The sequence below is a fragment of the Sulfurifustis variabilis genome (assembly GCF_002355415.1).
GTDB classification, from domain to species: Bacteria; Pseudomonadota; Gammaproteobacteria; order Acidiferrobacterales; family Sulfurifustaceae; genus Sulfurifustis; species Sulfurifustis variabilis.
In genome coordinates this window covers 3,202,835-3,219,756 of the sequence record NZ_AP014936.1, presented here as the reverse complement: position 1 = coordinate 3,219,756, position 16,922 = coordinate 3,202,835, and the positions used below count along the sequence as shown (strand labels likewise).

The following is a 16,922-nucleotide window of genomic DNA, read 5'->3' as shown; positions in this document are numbered from 1 at the left end:
GCGAACGGACATGGTCGAGCATCTTCCCGCTGTCTACCTCGCGCGCCACGGCGAGACTGCCTGGAGCGCAAGCGGCCGGCATACGGGCCGTACCGATATACCGCTGACCGAGCGGGGCGAGGAAGACGCGCGCGCATTGGGCGCGCGGCTCGAGGGCATCGAGTTCGCGCTGGTCCTGACCAGTCCGCTCGAGCGGGCGCGCCGCACCGCGGCGCTCGCCGGCTTCGGCTCGGCGCAGGCGGAGCGCGATCTCATGGAATGGGATTACGGGAAGTACGAGGGCCGGCGTACGGTCGACATCCGCCGGGAACGGCCCGGCTGGCGTCTGTTCGAGGACGGGTGTCCGGACGGTGAGACCGCCGCGGTGGTGGGAGCGCGCGCCGATCGCCTGCTCGCGCGGCTGCGCGCGATCGCGGCGGACGCCCTCGTCTTCGCGCACCGCGATATCCTGCGGGTGCTCGCCGCGCGCTGGACCGGCCTCGCCGCTCTCGAAGGCCGCCGTTTCTACCTCGATACGACCTCGCTCAGCATGCTGGGATACCACCACGACCCGAACGAGCCGGTCATCCGGCTGTGGAACGAGATCTGCGTCCCGGGAAGCGTGCCAGGCTTACGGGCAACACGGTCGGGCCCGAAGGCGGCACCAGAAAGCGAACGCGCATGAAGGCGAAGACGCAGCAAGGTGACCCGCATCCCACGGAGCCCGGCTTCCGGGTCGTCGTCTTCGACATGGACGGCGTCGTCACGCGCACGGCCGACCTCCATGCCGCCGCCTGGAAGGAGCTGTTCGACGCCTACCTGCGCGAGCGCGAACGCCGCGGCGAGCCCGGATTCCGGCCGTTCGACCTCGAGGGCGATTACCTCGCGCAGGTCGACGGCAAGCCGCGCTACGAGGGCGTGCGCGCCTTTCTCGCCTCGCGCGGCCTCACGCTTCCTGCGGGCGATCCCGCCGACGGCGAGGGGGAGGAGACGGTGTACGGCCTCGGCCGTCGCAAGGACGCCCTCTTCGAGGAGCGCCTGCGCGCGCAGGGCGCGCGGGCCTACGGCGCCACGGTCGCGCTCATCGAGGCGCTGCGCGCACGGGGCGTGCCGACCGCGCTGATCACCTCGAGCCGACACGGGCGCGAGGTGCTCGAGGCCGCGGGCGTGATCGGGCTCTTCGACGTGATCCTCGACGGTGTCGATGCCGCGAACCTCGGCCTCAAGGGCAAGCCGGACGCCGACGTGTTTCTCGAGGCGGCGAAACGCCTTGGCGCGGAGCCGGGGCAGGGAATCGTTGTGGAGGACGCGGTCGCCGGGGTGGAGGCGGGGCGTCGCGGCGGCTTCGGGCTCGTCGTGGGCGTGGACCGCGGCGGCAACAGCGAGGCGCTCGCCAGCCGCGGCGCCGACGTCGTGGTCGCCGACCTCGGTGAGCTGACCGTAGAGACGCTCGCCGCCCGCTTCCGCGAGCGGGCGAAGGCGCGCGCGCCCGAAGCGGCGCCGGCGCTCGCGGCGCGCGCGTGGCAGGTCGAGCAGGAAGGCTTCGACCCGGCGCGCGAGCACGGCATGGAGAGCCTCTTCACCGTGGGCAACGGCTACCTCGGCGTGCGCGGCACGCTCGATATGCCGCTACCGGGATCGCAGGCCGACCTCTTCATCGCCGGGATCTACGACCGCAAGCAATCGAGCTTGCCGTATTCGGAGCTCGAGTTCCTCACCGGCGACCGGAGCGACTATGCCTACAGTGAGATCGTCTCGGCGCCGTTTCCGTTCGGGCTCGAGATCATAGTCGACGGGCAGCGGCTCGACCTCGCGCAAGGGCCATGGCGCGTGCACCGGCGCGTGCTCGACCTCGCGCGGGGTGCGCTCCAAAGCCACTATCTCTATGAAGACGACCGCGGCCGCCGCACCCGGGTCGAGGCGTGGCGCTGCGCCTCGTCCGCGGATCCACACCTGCTGCTCCAGGAGGTGTCGGTGACCTGCGAGAACCACGAGAGCCTGGTGCAGCTCGATACCTCGATCCACGAAGCTTCCCTCGCGCTCGACCACCCGCATCTCGAGCCCGTGCAGGTCGACGCGCCGGCGGGTCTCGACCTGCGCGCGTACAAGACCCGGGCCTCCGGTTACACGGTCGCGCTTGCGTCGCGCGCCGGACTCGGGGGCGAACAGCAGGACCGCGTGATCTGGCAGGCCGGCGGGAAGGCGGGCGTCACGGTGCGGCTGCGCCGCTACCTCAGCGTTTACACGAGCCGCGACGGGACCGAGCCGGTGCGCGCGGCGGCAGCGCACGTGCTCGGCAAGCGCTTCGAGGACTTCGAGCGCGAGCGCGCCGCGCACGAGGCGCGCTGGGAGGTGTTCTGGGCGGCGGCCGACATCGAATGCAAAGCGAGCCCCGCGACCACGCAGGCGCTGCGCTTCAACGTCTATCACCTGCGCATCGCGGCCGACCACGATCCGCGGGTCTCGGTCGGCGCCCGCTCGCTATCGGGCCGCGCCTACGAGGGCCACGTGTTCTGGGACGTCGAGGTGTTCATGCTCCCGTTCTATCTGCACACGGATCCCGACATCGCCCGCCACCTGCTCCTCTACCGCCATCGCACGCTCGACGGCGCGCGCGAGCGCGCCCGCAGCCTCGGCTACCGCGGCGCCTGCTACGCCTGGGAGTCGACCGTGACCGGGGCGGACACCACACCCCGGCGCATCGTGCTCAAGACCACCGGCAAGGAGATCCCGATCTACACCGGCTACGAGCAAGTGCACGTGACGGCGGATGTCGCCTACGGCGTATGGCGCTACTGGCAGGCGACGCGCGACGACGCGTTCCTGCGCGGGCCGGGCGCGGAGATCCTGCTCGAGACCGCGCGGTTCTGGGCGAGCCGCTGCATCCGTGGTCCGCGCCACTACCACATCCGGGCCGTGACCGGGCCCGATGAGTACCACCACACGGTGAACGACAACGCCTACACCAACTGGATGGCGCACTTCAACCTGGAGAAGGCCATCTGGGTCGGCCGCTCGCTCGCCCTCGAGCACCCGGAGCGCTGGGAAGCGCTCGCCGCATCGCTCGCGCTCGCGCCCGAGGAGATCGGCGCATGGGAGGAGATCGCGCGCGAGCTCTACATCCCGGCACCCAACGACGCGGGGGTGATCGAGCAGTTCGAGGGCTACTTCGACCGGCGCGAGTACCGGCCCGCCGAAGCCGAGCGGTTTCGTCCGCCGCTCGAGCGCCTGTTCAATGCCGAGGAAATCAACGCGAGCCAGCTGATCAAGCAGGCCGACGTATTGATGGTGCCGTTCCTCTTCCCCGAAGCGTTCTCGCGCGAGGTGCTCGCCGCGAACTACCGCTACTACGAGCCGCGCACCGACCACGGCAGCAGCCTCTCGCCCTCGGTGCATGCCGCGCTCGCCGCGCGCCTCGGCCTCGTCGACGACGCGCGGCGCTACTGGCGGGAGAGCCTGTGGCTCGATCTTTCGAACACCATGGGCAACAGCGCGCTCGGCGTGCACGCCGCCTGCATGGGCGGCACCTGGCAGGCGCTGGTGTTCGGCTTCCTCGGCGTGCGGTTCACGGAGGACGGGCCGGTGGTGGATGGCGAGGCGCCGCGGCGCCTGCTCGAGGAGTGGGGGGAGGTGGCGCTCACGCTCGCGTACCGGGGACACCGGTACCCCGTGCGCGTTGCGCCCGCCGAGGAGGGACGATGACGCTCGTGTCCGATATTTTGGTGCCGCTCGACGGCTCGCGCGAGGCGTTGAAGGGCCTCGGCGTGGCGACCTGGCTCGGCGCGCGCCTCGGCGCGCGCGTGCACGTGCTCAACGCCGGCGAGCCGCTCCCCGAAGGCCAGGCGCTCGCGCGTCTCGGCGTGCCGGAACCCTACCGGCCGCGCGTCGAGGTGCACCAGACGCGCGGCGCGGCCGCGGATACCATCCTCGCCGCCGCCGAGGGCTATCGCGCAGGCCTCGTGGTCATGACGGCACGCGGCGAGTCGGCGGCGGCCGGGACCGCCGACGCGGCGCAGATCGTCGGGCACGTCACGCGCGAGGTCATCGAGCGCAGCCGCGCGCCCGTGCTGGTGCTGCCGCCGGTCTACGAGGAAGCGCTTCCGTGGCGCTCGGCGCTCGTGCCGCTGAGTGGCGAGGCCCGCACGGACGAGTCCTTGACGCTGGCGCTGCATCTCGCGCACGCGCTCAATGTCCGCGTCGCGATCGCGCACGTCGCCGATACCGAGGGCGGCGAGGCGGGCGGGCGCTATGCGGACGAGCTGCATCACGAGTTCGCACAGTCCCTGAACGAGCTCGTGGCCCGGGCGTGCCCCCTCTGCTCGGCCGAGGAGCGAAGCCGGATCGAGGCCTTCCATCTCGCGCAGGGCGACATCGCCGAAGAGATCGAGCGTCTGATCGGCCGGGTTAACGCGAGCGTCCTCGTCGTCGGCTGGCATGGCGATTTCATGGTCGGGCACGCGCAGGTGCTGAAGATGCTCATCCGACGCATCCGCTGCCCGCTGCTGCTCGTGAAGCCGCAGCCCCGGGAGCCGTTCCGGCTCAAGGTCGGCGAGGCCTTCGGCTGACGGCGAGGGGGTAGCATGTTGCACAGGTTCGTCCACCAGGAGCGGATCGCCTATTTCACCATGGAGGTCGCGCTGCGCAACGAGATCTCCACTTACAGCGGCGGCCTCGGCGTGCTCGCCGGCGACACCGTGCGCTCGGCCGCCGACCTCGAGTTGCCCCTCGTGACCGTGAGCCTCGTGAGCCGCCAGGGCTACTTCCGTCAAAGCCTCGACGCCGAAGGGCGCCAGATCGAGCACCCCGATCCGTGGGAGCCGGCGCGCTTCGCGCAGCCGCTGCCGGCGAAGGTGTCGGTGCCGATCGAGGGCCGGGTCGTCTGGGTGGCCGCGTGGCTCTATGTGCTCGAGAGCCACCGCGGCGGCCGCCAGCCCGTCATCCTGCTGGACACGAGTCTCCCCGAGAACGCCGAGCCCGACCGCGCGATCACCGATTACCTCTACGGGGGCGATCCGACTTATCGCCTCAAGCAGGAGGCGGTGCTCGGGATCGGCGGCGTACGGATGCTGTACGCGCTCGGCTTCCGCGTGCGGCAGTTCCACATGAACGAGGGGCACTCCGCGCTGCTCACCCTGGAACTGCTCGAGCGCTACGCCTATCCGCCCGAGGACGTGCGCCCCGGCGAGCTGCGCTACGACATCCCGCGCGTGCGGGAGCTCTGCAACTTCACGACGCACACGCCGGTCGAGGCCGGGCACGACAGGTTCCCCTACGATCTGGTGCAGCGGGTGCTGGGAGACTTCGTCGATCTTCCCACACTGAAGCAGCTCGCCGGAGCCGGCGAGCTGAACATGACCCAGCTTGCGCTCAGCATGAGCGAGTACATCAACGGCGTCGCGAAGCGCCACGCCGAGACCTCGCGGCGCATGTTCCCGGGCTACCAGGTCCGCGCGGTCACGAACGGCGTGCACCCGTTCGCCTGGACCGCCCCGCCGCTCGCGAAGCTCTACGACGCGCATGTCCCCGGCTGGTGCCACGAGCCCGAGCTGCTCGTGCGCGCTGAGTGCTGTATCGGCGACGAGGCCATCTGGGCGGCGCATCGCGAGGCGAAGGCAGCGCTGCTCGACAAGGTTGCGACGCTGTCGGGCGTGCGCCTCGATGCGGACACGGCGATGCTCGGCTTCGCGCGGCGCATGACCGCCTACAAGCGCCCGGAGCTGCTCTTCTCCGACCTCGAACGGCTCGCCAGCATCGCGACCAATCATCGGATCCAGATCGTGCTCGCCGGCAAGGCGCACCCGCGCGACGAGGGCGGCAAGCGGGCGATCGAGCAGCTGCACCGCCATATCCGCGCGCTGAGCGGCCGCGTGCGCGTCGTGTTCCTGCCGAACTACGACATGGCGCTCGCGCTCCTCATGGTCTCCGGCGTCGACGTCTGGGTCAACACGCCGTTGCGGCCGCTCGAGGCCTCGGGCACGAGCGGCATGAAGGCGGCCCTGAACGGCGTCCCCTCGCTGTCCGTGCTCGACGGCTGGTGGGTCGAGGGCCGCATCGAAGGCATCACGGGATGGGCCATCGGCGACGACGATGGCCCGGGTGAGCGCGACGCGGAGTCGCTGTACGACAAGCTCGAGCGGGTGGTGCTGCCGCTTTACTACGAAAATCGCGCGGGCTGGATCGCGGTGATGAAGGGCGCCATCGCGAAGAACGGCTCAGTCTTCAACAGCCACCGGATGATGCGCCGCTATGCGACCGACGCCTACATCCGCTAGGAAGCTGATCCGGCGCCTCGTTGCGAGTGCAGCAGAGGCAATCCCATGCAGGACCGGAGAGCCCATGCATCTTTTCGGGTTGATGCCTTCGATGAGCATAGAGTTAAATGCTGAACGACCCGCTCCACGGGCCTTCGAGAAAAAGAAGAGCAAGATGAAGCCCAGTGCCATCTTCGGGAAGCCTCCAAGAGGCGCCGAAACGCCGGCTCGCACGACGGCGCGGACGCCCTCGCGTGAGAGCCGCTGATCGTGCGCGACTTCGCCCGCGCCCTCTTGCTTTGGGTCGCTTTCGCGCTGCCGCTGAATCTCGCGTGGGAGCTCGTGCAGCTTCGGTTCTATACCCTCTGGAGCGAGGGTACGCCGCTTGTCATCGCCTACTCGATCGCACACTGCACGATCGGCGACGCGATGATCGCCGCGGTCGCGTTCGCCGTCGGCGCCGCAGCGAGCCGGCGCAAGGACTGGCCGCATGCCTCGCCCTGGCTCGGCGGCATTTCCGCCGTGGTGTTCGGGATCGCCTACACGGCATTCAGCGAATGGTTCAACGTTTATCGCATCGCGTCCTGGGACTACGCGCCCTCGATGCCGCTGATCCACGGCATCGGCCTGACCCCGCTGCTGCAATGGATTGCCATACCGATCTTGATGATCGCCCTGTTCCGAAGGTGGGGGCATGGCCGATCCGACGTGGAGAGCTTCCCGGTGTCGGGGAAGTGGAGCAGGCAACCAGCAAAGGAGGTGACTCATGAAGTTCGAAGGCGTGGGTAGAAAGGCACTTGCGGGACTGGCGCTCATCGCGCTTCCGCTCGCGGCGATGGCACAGCCGGGCATGATGAATGGCGCCGACCAAGGGCAGATGATGATGGGCGCAGGCGCCTACGGCCCGGGCGGGGGCATGGGGCCGGGCATGATGGGAGGCTGGGGACCGGGCGCCGGCTACGGCGGCTGTCCCGGCGCCGGCATGATGGGCGGTCCGGGGATGATGGGAGGAATGGGCATGATGGGGATGATGCCCATGATGATGAACATGATGGGCGGCGGCATGGGAATGGGCGGCCCCGGAATGATGGGCCCAGGCATGATGGGTGGCATGGGGCCCGGCATGGGGATGATGGGTCCCGGCATGGGCATGGGAATGATGGGCGGCGGCATGATGGGCCCCGGCGGCATGGGGATGGGACCGTTGGCCATGCTCGACCTCACGGACGATCAGCGCGCCAAGATCGCAAAGATCCAGGACGAGACGCGCAAGCGGCAGTGGGAGCTCTCCGGGAAGCTGCTCGACGAGCAGGCGAGGCTGCGCGATCTCTATCTCAACGAGAAGCCAGATCCGAAGCAGGTCGGCCAGGTCTACGGCAACGTCGCCAAGCTCAACCAGCAGATGGCCGAGATCTCGACCGAGGCGCACAACCGCATGTTCGACGTGCTCACCAAGGAGCAGCGCGATCAGCTCTCGCAGTGGCGCCGCGGGACGGCGCGCGGGTTCGGGCCCGGCGGCATGACGGGTCCGGGCGGCCAGCCGATGAAGCCGCGTCAGTAGCGCGCGACCGGACCCGTCCCGGTATCCGGGCGGGTCCAGGTTGTCCCGGCCACGGACTCGATCCGCCCGGGACATCGAACCGAAGCGAAGGAGGCACACCGATGTGGGGAGACGGGGGTTACTGGTGGTGGGGCTTTGGCGCGTTGCACATGCTGCTCTACTGGGGTCTGCTCATCCTGCTCATCGTGGCGCTCGTGAAGTGGGTCTTCGGGACGCCCGGTCGAAACGACGCGGATCGTCATGATGAGCGACGGGCACTCGCTATCCTGAAGGAGCGCTACGCGCGCGGCGACATCGGCAAGGAGGAGTTCGAACAGAAGAAGCGCGACCTGCAGGCCTGATTCATCAATGAGGAGGCGAGCAATGGCAAAGCACGTGGTGTGGGGAGCGTTCGCGCTTCTTCTCGTCAGCGGCTTCGGTATGGCGGCACCAAGCGGGAACTTGCCGATGCCGCCCGAGTTTGAGAAGGCAAAGGACCCGCGCGATCCTCTGGCGGCCTATCCGCTCGGCCAGATCGACAAGCAAGCGGCGTTCCTGCACCACGGGAAGGCCCATCGATTCGTGACGCTCCCAAACGGCAAGGAAGGATGGGTGTACACGATCGGCGGCGAGCGCGAGCACATGTACCGCGGCCCCACGGGACAGACGCAGACGGTCCGCGAGTCGCACCCCGAGTCCTACGGCGCGCGCAGCTTCACGCTCGAGTTCGACGACCAGGGAAGGGTGATCGACGTGCTCTACAACGAGAAAGGCCCGCACAACGGACTGACCGCGCTCCAGGTGCAGCGGGAGAAAAAGGGCGACCGCCCGAGCGACCAGGAGTACCCGCCGAAGCGGTGATGAGGGTGGAGCGACCGAGCGGCAGGTCGCGTTCTACGACCGCCTGATCAGGCCGGTCTGACCGGGGCGAGGCGCTGCCCCGGGGCGGGCCAGAAAAGAGCCGAACGGGTGACAGGGGCCGGCGGCAGGCGGGCTGCTCACTGCAGAAACCGGGCGTGCTTCGGAACGGAGGCACCGCCATTTTGCGCCTGTGGGCAACTTAGAACAATTCTGCTATTGTCTCCACGTGCGCTTCTGCATCCGTCATTGGTTCAAGCTTTTCCTCGCGACGCTCCTTGCGGCGGCGCCGGTTCTGCCGGCGGTCGCCTTCGACAATCACGGGGGCGAGGGTTCGGCGCACGTTCTGTCCGCGCCCGCCGACATGAACGCCGCCCATGCCCATCACGCCCCCGATACCCAGGTGAAGTCGTCGCCGTGCGACAAGTATGACGGTTGCCAGGGCCAATGCTGCGCGATCTGCACGCACTGCTTCACGGCCTCGATGACGGTCGCCGTCGCGACCTCCCCGGCGCGTCCGGTCCAGGCGCCGACCGTGCGCGAGCTGCACGACTCGCTCCTCGTCACCTTCCTCAACCGGCCGCCCCAGCGCGGCTGATTCTCCCCGTCGTTTTGCTCGCCGGCTGTTTGCCGGGCGGGTAGCGGTTTCTTTCTTTTCTTCCGGCAGAGGAGGGGTCCTCATGGCCACGAGCGCCCATCGAGGCGGCGCGTTCTCCGACGGAACGGGCGCAACCGCTTGGCTACGCGCGTGTCCTGGCTCGACCTCTCTTCCCGATCGCACCGTCCAAGGGACAGTGCGCGGTGCCGTGATTACCGAAGAGGTCAAATGACGATGAAGCGTATTATTCACCAGCCTTCCCTGATCCTGCCGAGCCCGCCGCGGCGGCGATTCCTCCAGGGCCTCGCCGCGGGCGGCGTGATGCTCGGGCTTTCACCCTGGCTCAGGCCGTCGTGGGCCGAGCCCGCGACTGCCACCGGGACACCCGCGGTGCTGCGCGGCACCGAGTTCGATCTCACCATCGCCGAGACGCCGGTCGATTTCACCGGACGCCCGCGCATGGCCACGACCATTAACGGTTCGATCCCGGGGCCCGTTCTGCGCTGGCGCGAAGGCGAGACGGTGACCCTGCGGGTGCACAACCGTCTGCGCGAGGCTACGTCCATTCACTGGCACGGCATTCTCCTGCCGTACCAGATGGACGGCGTGCCGGGCATCAGCTTCAAGGGCATCCCGGCGGGGGAAACGTTCACCTACCGCTTCAAGGTCGCCCAGACCGGCACCTACTGGTACCACTCGCATACGGGTTTCCAGGAGCAGACCGGGATGTACGGCGCGATCATCATCGACCCGGCGCGCGGCGCCGATCCGATCCGCGCCGATCGCGAATATGTCGTGCAGTTGTCCGACTGGACCGACGAGGACCCGATGCGCGTGCTCGCGAAGCTCAAGAAGCAGAGCGACTACTACAACTTCAACCAGCTTACGGTCGGCGGTTTCCTGCGCGAGGTGGCAAGCGGGGGTCTCGGTTCCGCTCTCGAGAACCGCAGGATGTGGAACCAGATGCGGATGAATCCGACCGATCTGGCCGACGTCTCCGGCTACACGTACACCTACCTCATGAACGGCACCACGCCCGCGGGCAACTGGACCGGGTTGTTCCGTCGCGGCGAGCGGGTGCGGTTGCGCTTCATCAACTCGGGCGCGATGACGTTCTTCGACGTCCGCATCCCCGGGCTCAAGATGGCGGTGGTGCAGACCGATGGCCAGGACGTCGAGCCGGTCACGGTGGATGAGATCCGGATCGGCGTGGCCGAGACTTACGACGTGATCGTCGAGCCCAAGGATGACCGCGCTTATACGATCTTCGCGCAGTCCATGGATCGGACGGGCTTCGCGCGCGGGACGCTCGCCCCGCGGCCTGGCATGGCGGACGAGGTTCCCCCGCTCGACACGCCCGAGTGGCTCGCCATGGCGGACATGATGGGCGCGATGGACCACGGCGCGCACGGCGGCATGGCCATGGATCACAGCCAGCACGCGATGCCCGATGGGACGGCCATGGGCGCCATGGACCACAGCCAGCACGCCATGCCTGGCATGCAGGGCATGGACCATACCGGGCACACGATGCCCGCGGGGGCTGCAATGAGCGCGGGGCCGGTGCGGGCGCGCCACGCGAGGACCGAGTACGGCCCGAGTGTCGACATGCGCGTCGACTACCCGCGGACCAATCTCGACGACCCCGGTATCGGTCTGCGCAACAACGGCCGGCGCGTGCTGACCTACGCCGATCTGCACACGATCGGCGGGCCGATCGACGAGCGCGGGCCCGAGCGCGAGATCGAGCTGCATCTCACCGGCAACATGGAGCGCTACACCTGGTCGTTCGACGGCCTGGAATTCGGCCGGTCCACGCCGGTGCATTTCCGGTACGGCGAGCGCCTGCGCGTGGTGCTCGTCAACGACACCATGATGACGCACCCCATGCACATGCACGGCATGTGGAACGAGGTCGAGGGCCCGGACGGGCGCTTCCAGGTGCGCAAGCACACCATCAGCGTGCAGCCGGCGCAGCGGGTGACCTTCCTCGTCACGGCGGACGCGGCCGGCCGCTGGGCCTGGCACTGCCACCTGCTGCTGCACATGGACTCCGGCATGTTCCGGCAGGTGGTCGTGGCCTGAGCCCGGCGCAGACAAACACAGCAGAAGGATAACGATGATGCATAAGCGAGTAACTTCAATCGGCGCCATCCTGATGGCGCTCGGCCTTTCCCCGGCGTGGGCCCAGTACGCACAAGCGCCCGCCGACCCGCACGCGGGACACGCGATGCCGGCTGCGCCGGCGACGGAGTCGGATCGCGGCGCCGCCGCGGATACAGGCGGTGGAGCCGACATGGACATGGGATCCATGCAGGGCGGCTCGCCGCCGCCCGATGCGCGCGACCCGCACGCCTACTCCGGCGGCTACGACTTCGGTCCGCTCAAGCTGCGGCTCGCCGATGAGCACAGCCTCGGCTCGTTGCTGGTGGAAAATCTGGAGATCGTGCGCAGCGACGACCACACTTCGGGAGCGTACGACCTGCAGGCCTGGTACGGGCGCACCTACGACCGGGCCGTGCTGAAGGCCGAGGGCGCGGTCGACGGCGGCGAGCTCGAGGAGGCGCGCACGGAGCTCTTGTGGGGACACGCCATCGCCGCGTACTGGGACGCGCAGCTCGGCGTGCGCCACGACGGCGGCGAGGGGCCGAACCGCGGCTGGGTGGCGTTCGGCGTGCAGGGGCTCGCGCCCTACTGGTTCGAAGTGGAAGCGGCCGGTTACCTCGGCGACGACGGGCGCAGCGCGCTGCGGCTCGATGCGGCGTACGAGCTGCTCCTGACCCAGAAGCTGGTCCTGCAGCCGCGGATCGAGGCGAATTTCTACGGCAAACGCGACCCGGAGCGCGGCTTGGGCAGCGGCTTGTCCGAGCTCGGGGCCGCCCTGCGGCTTCGCTACGAGATCCGGCGCGAGTTCGCTCCGTACGTCGGGATCGACTGGGTGCGCAAATCCGGCGAAACCGAGGACTTCGCCCGCGCCGCCGGCGAGGACGCCGAAGACACGCGGCTCGTCGCGGGCGTGCGTTTCTGGTTCTAGTATGTTCAACAAAGCCAATCCGATGGAGAAGCCATGAGAAAGACATTTGCGATCCTGTTGTTCGGCGCGTTGCCGGCGCTCGCCTACGGTGCCGGCAATCATTCCGGAGGCCATGACATGCACGGCGGCCACGACATGGGCCAGATGAAGCGCGACGGCCACGACATGAGCGGCATGTCCCAGATGCACAACACCGGCGCCGGGCGGCCCGGCGACCCGGCCAAGGTCAGCCGCACGATTGAAGTCACGATGGATGACAACATGCGCTTCACGCCGAACCGCATCGAAGTGAAGGCCGGCGAGACCGTACGCTTCTTCGTGCGCAATACCGGCAAGCTGCAGCACGAATTCGTCCTGGGCTCCATGGCGGAGCTCAAGGAGCACGCGGCCATGATGCGCGCCATGCCGGACATGAAGCACGCCGAGCCCAACATGGTGACGCTTGCGGGCGGCAAGCTTGGCGGCCTCGTCTGGCAGTTCGACCAAGCGGGTACGGTCGATTTTGCGTGCCTCCTGCCAGGACATCTCGAGGCAGGCATGGCGGGGAAAATCAAGGTCGAATGATCCCGGGAAGCGGCGCGCGCCTTACTCGCTGCGGTTCAAGAGCTTGAACGGCGGACGCGCCGCTGACTCTATTTTGGAGTGATAAGCGCGGAGACCTGTCTGGCGCGGAGGCGCGCGACTTGCGCGCACGCTGGGTCAGCCTGCCCCTGCACGGAATGGCTTCGTGGTGGCGCGGGAGAAGCAAGTTTGCCATGATGTTCCAGAGCACTGCCAGGCGAGTGGCGAGCTACGGACGGTCAGCCGGCGCAATCGATAATTAGACGCAGCGAAGGGGAGACGGGGCGTCGCAGCAGGAGGACCCGTGGCTCTCGATCCGTCGTACAAGGAACTCCGCCCGGAGGAGTGCGGAACCTGCTCGTTTCGTGCGCTCTTCGACCTCGCCGCCGTCGGCAACGCCGAGATCGAGCCCCGGTCGGGGCGTTTGCTGCGCGTCAACCGGAAGCTCTGCGATTTCACCGGCTATTCCGAAGCCGAGCTCCTTAGCAAGACGTTTCTCGATCTCACGCACCCGGACGACCGGGCGGCCACCATCGCCCTGGCCGATGAGGTGATGGCCGGCGGCGCGACCGAGTGGCAACTCGAGAAGCGCTACGTACGCAAGGACGGAAGCGTGCGCTGGGCTCATTGCATCGGTCGACTGATTCGGGACGAGCAAGGTCGCCCGCTTCATCTGATCGCCACCATCCAGGACATCACTGAGCGCAAGCAGGGAGAGGAGGCGCTGCGCGACAGCGAGGCGCGCTACCGCCGCCTGGTCGAGATGAGTCCCGACGTCATCTTCGTCCATCGGAACGACCGGATGCTCTATGCCAACCCCGCGTGCGTGCGCTTCTTCGGCGCGCGCAGCATCGAGGAGGTGCTGACCCGCGCCCCGCTCGATTTCGTGCATCCGGATCATCGCGAAGCGGTGCGCGAGCGGATCAGGCGGGCGAGCACCTCGTCGGCACCCAATCCGCTGAGCGAGCAGAAATGGCTCGCGCTCGACGGCAGCGTGCGCATGGTCGAGGTGGTCGGTGCCTCCATCCCCTGGGAAGGACGGCCGGCCGTCATGGTGATCGCCCACGACATCACCGAGCTGCGGGCCGCCGACCGCCGCAAGGACGAGTTTCTCGCGACGCTCGCCCACGAGCTGCGCAACCCGCTCGCGCCGATCCGTACCGGGGCCGAGATCGTGCGGCTGCACAGCGGGGGCAGCGCGCGGCTCGACTGGGCGGCCGACCTCATCAGCCGCCAGGTGAAACACCTCAGCCACATGGTCGACGATCTGCTGGACTTCTCGCGCATCGCCCAGGGCCGGCTGTCGCTCACCCTCGAGCAAGTCGACCTCCGCGACATCGTCTGGCAGGCGGTCGAGATAAACCGTGCGGCGCTCGACGCCAAAGGCCACGACCTCACGGTGGAAGTGCCGGAGCGGTCCTTCTTCCTCCGCGGCGATGTCCCGCGCCTGGTTCAGGTTGTCTCCAACCTTTTCAGCAATGCCATCAAGTTCAGCCCGGCCCGAAGCAGGATACATGTCGCCGCGACCCGCGAAGACGGAAAGGTGCTCTTGCGGGTCCGCGACACCGGCGCCGGCATCAAGCGCGAGCTCTTGCCGCACATCTTCGATCTCTTCGTTCAGGGCGAGCGCACCTTGGAGCGCGCCGAAGGCGGGCTGGGCATCGGGCTTGCCCTGGTGAAGGCGATCGTCGCGCTGCACGGCGGCGAGGTCGCAGCCAGGAGCGACGGGCCGGGCAAGGGCTCCGAGTTCGTCGTGCGATTGCCGCTCCTGTCGCCCTCCGGTATCGGGCAACCGGAGCGCCAACCGGAGCCGAGCCACGGGCCGAGCCGCAACCCGCGACGCGTCCTCCTCGTCGACGACAACCGGGACGCGATCGAAAGCCTCGGTTACCTGCTCGAGCGGCTGGGCCACGAGGTCCGGTCGGCCACCGACGGGCACGAAGCGCTCGCGCTCGCGCGCGCGTTCCAACCGGAAGTGGCGATACTCGATCTCGGCCTGCCGGGCCTCAATGGCTACGCGCTTGCCGAGGAGTTCCGCCGCGACGCCATGCTGGCCTCGGTCGTCCTGGTCGCGCTGACCGGCTACGGCCAAGAGGTCGATCGGCAGAAGAGCCGGGCGGCCGGATTCGATTTGCACCTGCTCAAGCCCATCGCCCTGAACGACCTCGCGCCAATCCTGGAAGGCACGACACCCCGCGAAGGCCGGCGAACTTGATCTTTCTTTCGCCGGCTTATCGAAGCCGGGGATGCGCTCCATGACGCGTTACCCGTCGATCTCATTGGGAGGGCGATTTTTTCCGAGTTCCCGCGCCACTCACTTTTTCCGCACGAAAGAAAGAGCGAGACTTACGCACCGTGAGGCACAGAAGGTGTGCGCGGGCGGGCCACGCTCCGAATCTGACGGCCCGAATCTTAGGGGAGGTCTCCGAATGGCTATGGATCCGGTCTGCAGAATGAACGTCGTGCCCGAACGGGCAGCGGCGGAGGTAAGGTATCAGGGCGAAGTGTTCTACTTCTGCTCGATCCCCTGCAAGGACGCGTTCCTTGCCAACCCGCGGATGTACCTCGAGCGTCCGATCGCAGAGCACCCGCCGGGTTACACGCCGCGAAAACCAAACGAATGAGGCCGACCCGCCTCGCAGCTCGCGGGGACGGCGAGAGAGCGAAAACCGGTTCGGCGCCCGCGTATCCGGCGACCGGGCAGACTTGGTGCTACGACGCCGCGGGGCGCGTGATCGCCTGCACGGGGAGCGGACAGGACGCGGAGCACCGGTGCGGCATGCCGTGGCCGACGCTACGCTTCGAGGCGGCCGAGCATATCGTGCTCGATCGCCTGACCGGTCTCGCCTGGTGCTGCGACGCGGGCTTGAGCGAGTTTCCCGTCACGTGGACCGAGGCGCTCGCCTTCGTCGAGGCGATGAACCGCGACGTGCGCTTCGGGCATCGGGATTGGCGCCTGCCAAATCGCCGCGAGCTGCGCAGTCTCGTCGATCACCAGGCGCGCCGCCCGGTGCTGCCCGCCGGCCATCCCTTCCGCGACGTCTTCCACGGCTGGTACTGGTCCTCGACGAGCGCCGCGATCAGCCCGAGCCACGCGTGGTACGTTAACCTCGACGGCGGGCGCATGTTCTACGGCGGCAAGGACCAGTCGTTCATGGTGTGGCCGGTGCGCGGCAACGGCAACGGTATCCTGCCTGCGACCGGCGAGCTTCGCTGCTACGACGCGGCAGGCCGCGAGATCGTGTGCGGGAAGCGGTCAGGATGGCGAGCATCGCCGGGGCCGACCGTGGCCGTATCCCCGTTTCAAGGTCGAGAGGGACGGGGTGCGCGATATCCTCACGGGGCTCCTCTGGGGCCGCTCCGCCGACCTCGGCGGGCCGGTCGCCTGGGAGGAGGCGCTGCGCGCGGTCCCACCCGGCTGGCGCCTGCCCAACATCAACGAGCTCGAATCGCTCATCGATTGCGCGCACTACGCCCCGGCGCTCCCGCGATCGCATCCGTTCACCGACATCCGCGACGTCTACTGGTCCTCGACGACCAGCGCCTTCGAGCCCGACTGGGCCTGGGCGCTCGACCTCGACAAGGGCGCCGTCGGCGTCGGCCAGAAGCGCGAGGCGCGGTTCTTCGTATGGCTCGTCGCGGAAGAGGTATGTCCGGCCGGTCGGTGCCCCGGCAAGTTTTGCGCGGACGCGAACGCCTCGTAGGCCCATGAGAACATGAGTGCCGCCAGCGCCAGCCAGAGAGCGATGACGACGGCGCCGGCAAGTCGGCTGACCGGCCTCGTGCCCCCGGCCGCCGCTCGTGCCCGCGTCCGGGAGTCCGCCAGCACCTCGGGCGGAACCAGTCTGACGGCGATGGCGATGCCCAGCGGGATCAGGATGAGGTCGTCGAGATAGCCGAGGATCGGCACGAAGTCGGGAATCAGGTCGATCGGACTCAGGGCATACGCCACGATGGCCGCAACGAGCAGCTTGGCATACCACGGCGTTCTGGGATCGCGCGCGGCGAGGTAGAGCGCGAAGGTTTCCGTCTCGAGACGACGCGCGCGTTGGCGGAGGGGTTCGAGCAGCGGCATGATCGGGCTCCGCGTAACCGGGTCGT

15 protein-coding genes and 2 pseudogenes are annotated in these 16,922 nt (G+C 68.4%); 16 read left to right on the top strand and 1 reads right to left on the bottom strand.

Annotation, left to right across the window (positions count from 1 at the left end; translation table 11 throughout):
* Positions 1 to 10: 10 nt before the first annotated feature.
* The 16 genes and pseudogenes from SVA_RS15535 to SVA_RS20505 form a co-directional block, all read left to right on the top strand.
* A complete protein-coding gene (locus SVA_RS15535; RefSeq protein ID WP_096462090.1) occupies positions 11 to 664 on the top strand; it encodes a histidine phosphatase family protein in 654 nt (217 codons plus the stop codon).
* A complete protein-coding gene (locus SVA_RS15530; RefSeq protein ID WP_096462089.1) occupies positions 661 to 3,681 on the top strand; it encodes an HAD-IA family hydrolase in 3,021 nt (1,006 codons plus the stop codon). The genes SVA_RS15535 and SVA_RS15530 overlap by 4 nt, the downstream gene beginning before the upstream one ends.
* Positions 3,678 to 4,544: a universal stress protein gene (locus SVA_RS15525; protein ID WP_096462088.1), complete on the top strand. Its 867-nt coding sequence runs from the start codon at positions 3,678 to 3,680 to the stop codon at positions 4,542 to 4,544. The genes SVA_RS15530 and SVA_RS15525 overlap by 4 nt, the downstream gene beginning before the upstream one ends.
* Positions 4,545 to 4,559: 15 nt before the next feature.
* Entirely contained in the window at positions 4,560 to 6,251 is a 1,692-nt protein-coding gene (glgP, locus tag SVA_RS15520; protein ID WP_096462087.1) for an alpha-glucan family phosphorylase, read from the top strand.
* A 249-nt stretch (positions 6,252 to 6,500) separates the two neighbouring features.
* Positions 6,501 to 7,019 carry a hypothetical protein gene (locus tag SVA_RS15515; protein WP_096462086.1) on the top strand — a complete coding sequence of 173 codons (519 nt, stop codon included), beginning with the start codon at positions 6,501 to 6,503 and terminating at the stop codon, positions 7,017 to 7,019.
* Between the two features lie 247 nt (positions 7,020 to 7,266).
* Complete coding sequence (locus SVA_RS20085; protein ID WP_476718312.1) at positions 7,267 to 7,791, top strand: Spy/CpxP family protein refolding chaperone; 525 nt, start codon at positions 7,267 to 7,269, stop codon at positions 7,789 to 7,791.
* Positions 7,792 to 7,892: 101 nt separating this feature from the next.
* Complete coding sequence (locus tag SVA_RS15505; protein ID WP_096462084.1) at positions 7,893 to 8,132, top strand: SHOCT domain-containing protein; 240 nt, start codon at positions 7,893 to 7,895, stop codon at positions 8,130 to 8,132.
* 22 nt (positions 8,133 to 8,154) lie between these two features.
* On the top strand, positions 8,155 to 8,631 hold the full coding sequence (locus tag SVA_RS15500) for a hypothetical protein (RefSeq protein WP_096462083.1): 477 nt from the start codon (positions 8,155 to 8,157) through the stop codon (positions 8,629 to 8,631).
* A 226-nt stretch (positions 8,632 to 8,857) separates the two neighbouring features.
* A complete protein-coding gene (locus SVA_RS15495) occupies positions 8,858 to 9,226 on the top strand; it encodes a hypothetical protein (RefSeq protein WP_096462082.1) in 369 nt (122 codons plus the stop codon).
* Between the two features lie 228 nt (positions 9,227 to 9,454).
* The gene (locus SVA_RS15490) at positions 9,455 to 11,311 is read left to right on the top strand and encodes a copper resistance system multicopper oxidase (protein WP_420823870.1); all 1,857 of its coding nucleotides are present in this window, start codon (positions 9,455 to 9,457) and stop codon (positions 11,309 to 11,311) included.
* Between the two features lie 73 nt (positions 11,312 to 11,384).
* On the top strand, positions 11,385 to 12,260 hold the full coding sequence (locus tag SVA_RS15485; protein ID WP_420823891.1) for a copper resistance protein B: 876 nt from the start codon (positions 11,385 to 11,387) through the stop codon (positions 12,258 to 12,260).
* Between the two features lie 33 nt (positions 12,261 to 12,293).
* A complete protein-coding gene (locus SVA_RS15480) occupies positions 12,294 to 12,824 on the top strand; it encodes a cupredoxin domain-containing protein (RefSeq protein WP_096462080.1) in 531 nt (176 codons plus the stop codon).
* 301 nt (positions 12,825 to 13,125) lie between these two features.
* On the top strand, positions 13,126 to 15,036 hold the full coding sequence (locus tag SVA_RS15475; RefSeq protein WP_096462079.1) for a hybrid sensor histidine kinase/response regulator: 1,911 nt from the start codon (positions 13,126 to 13,128) through the stop codon (positions 15,034 to 15,036).
* 31 nt (positions 15,037 to 15,067) lie between these two features.
* Positions 15,068 to 15,445 carry a YHS domain-containing protein gene (locus SVA_RS20365; RefSeq protein WP_338056705.1) on the top strand — a complete coding sequence of 126 codons (378 nt, stop codon included), beginning with the start codon at positions 15,068 to 15,070 and terminating at the stop codon, positions 15,443 to 15,445.
* Positions 15,442 to 15,933, top strand: a pseudogene (locus SVA_RS20510) (Lcl C-terminal domain-containing protein); the annotation flags it as partial. The gene SVA_RS20365 and the pseudogene SVA_RS20510, both read left to right, overlap by 4 nt.
* A gap of 211 nt (positions 15,934 to 16,144) precedes the next feature.
* Positions 16,145 to 16,399 (top strand): annotated as a pseudogene (locus tag SVA_RS20505) (Lcl C-terminal domain-containing protein); the annotation flags it as partial.
* On the opposite strand, the gene SVA_RS20075 reads toward SVA_RS20505, so the two are convergent.
* On the bottom strand, positions 16,342 to 16,896 hold the full coding sequence (locus SVA_RS20075; protein ID WP_197703246.1) for a YkvA family protein: 555 nt from the start codon (positions 16,894 to 16,896) through the stop codon (positions 16,342 to 16,344). The pseudogene SVA_RS20505 and the gene SVA_RS20075 sit on opposite strands and share 58 nt — an antisense overlap.
* Positions 16,897 to 16,922 lie beyond the last annotated feature (26 nt).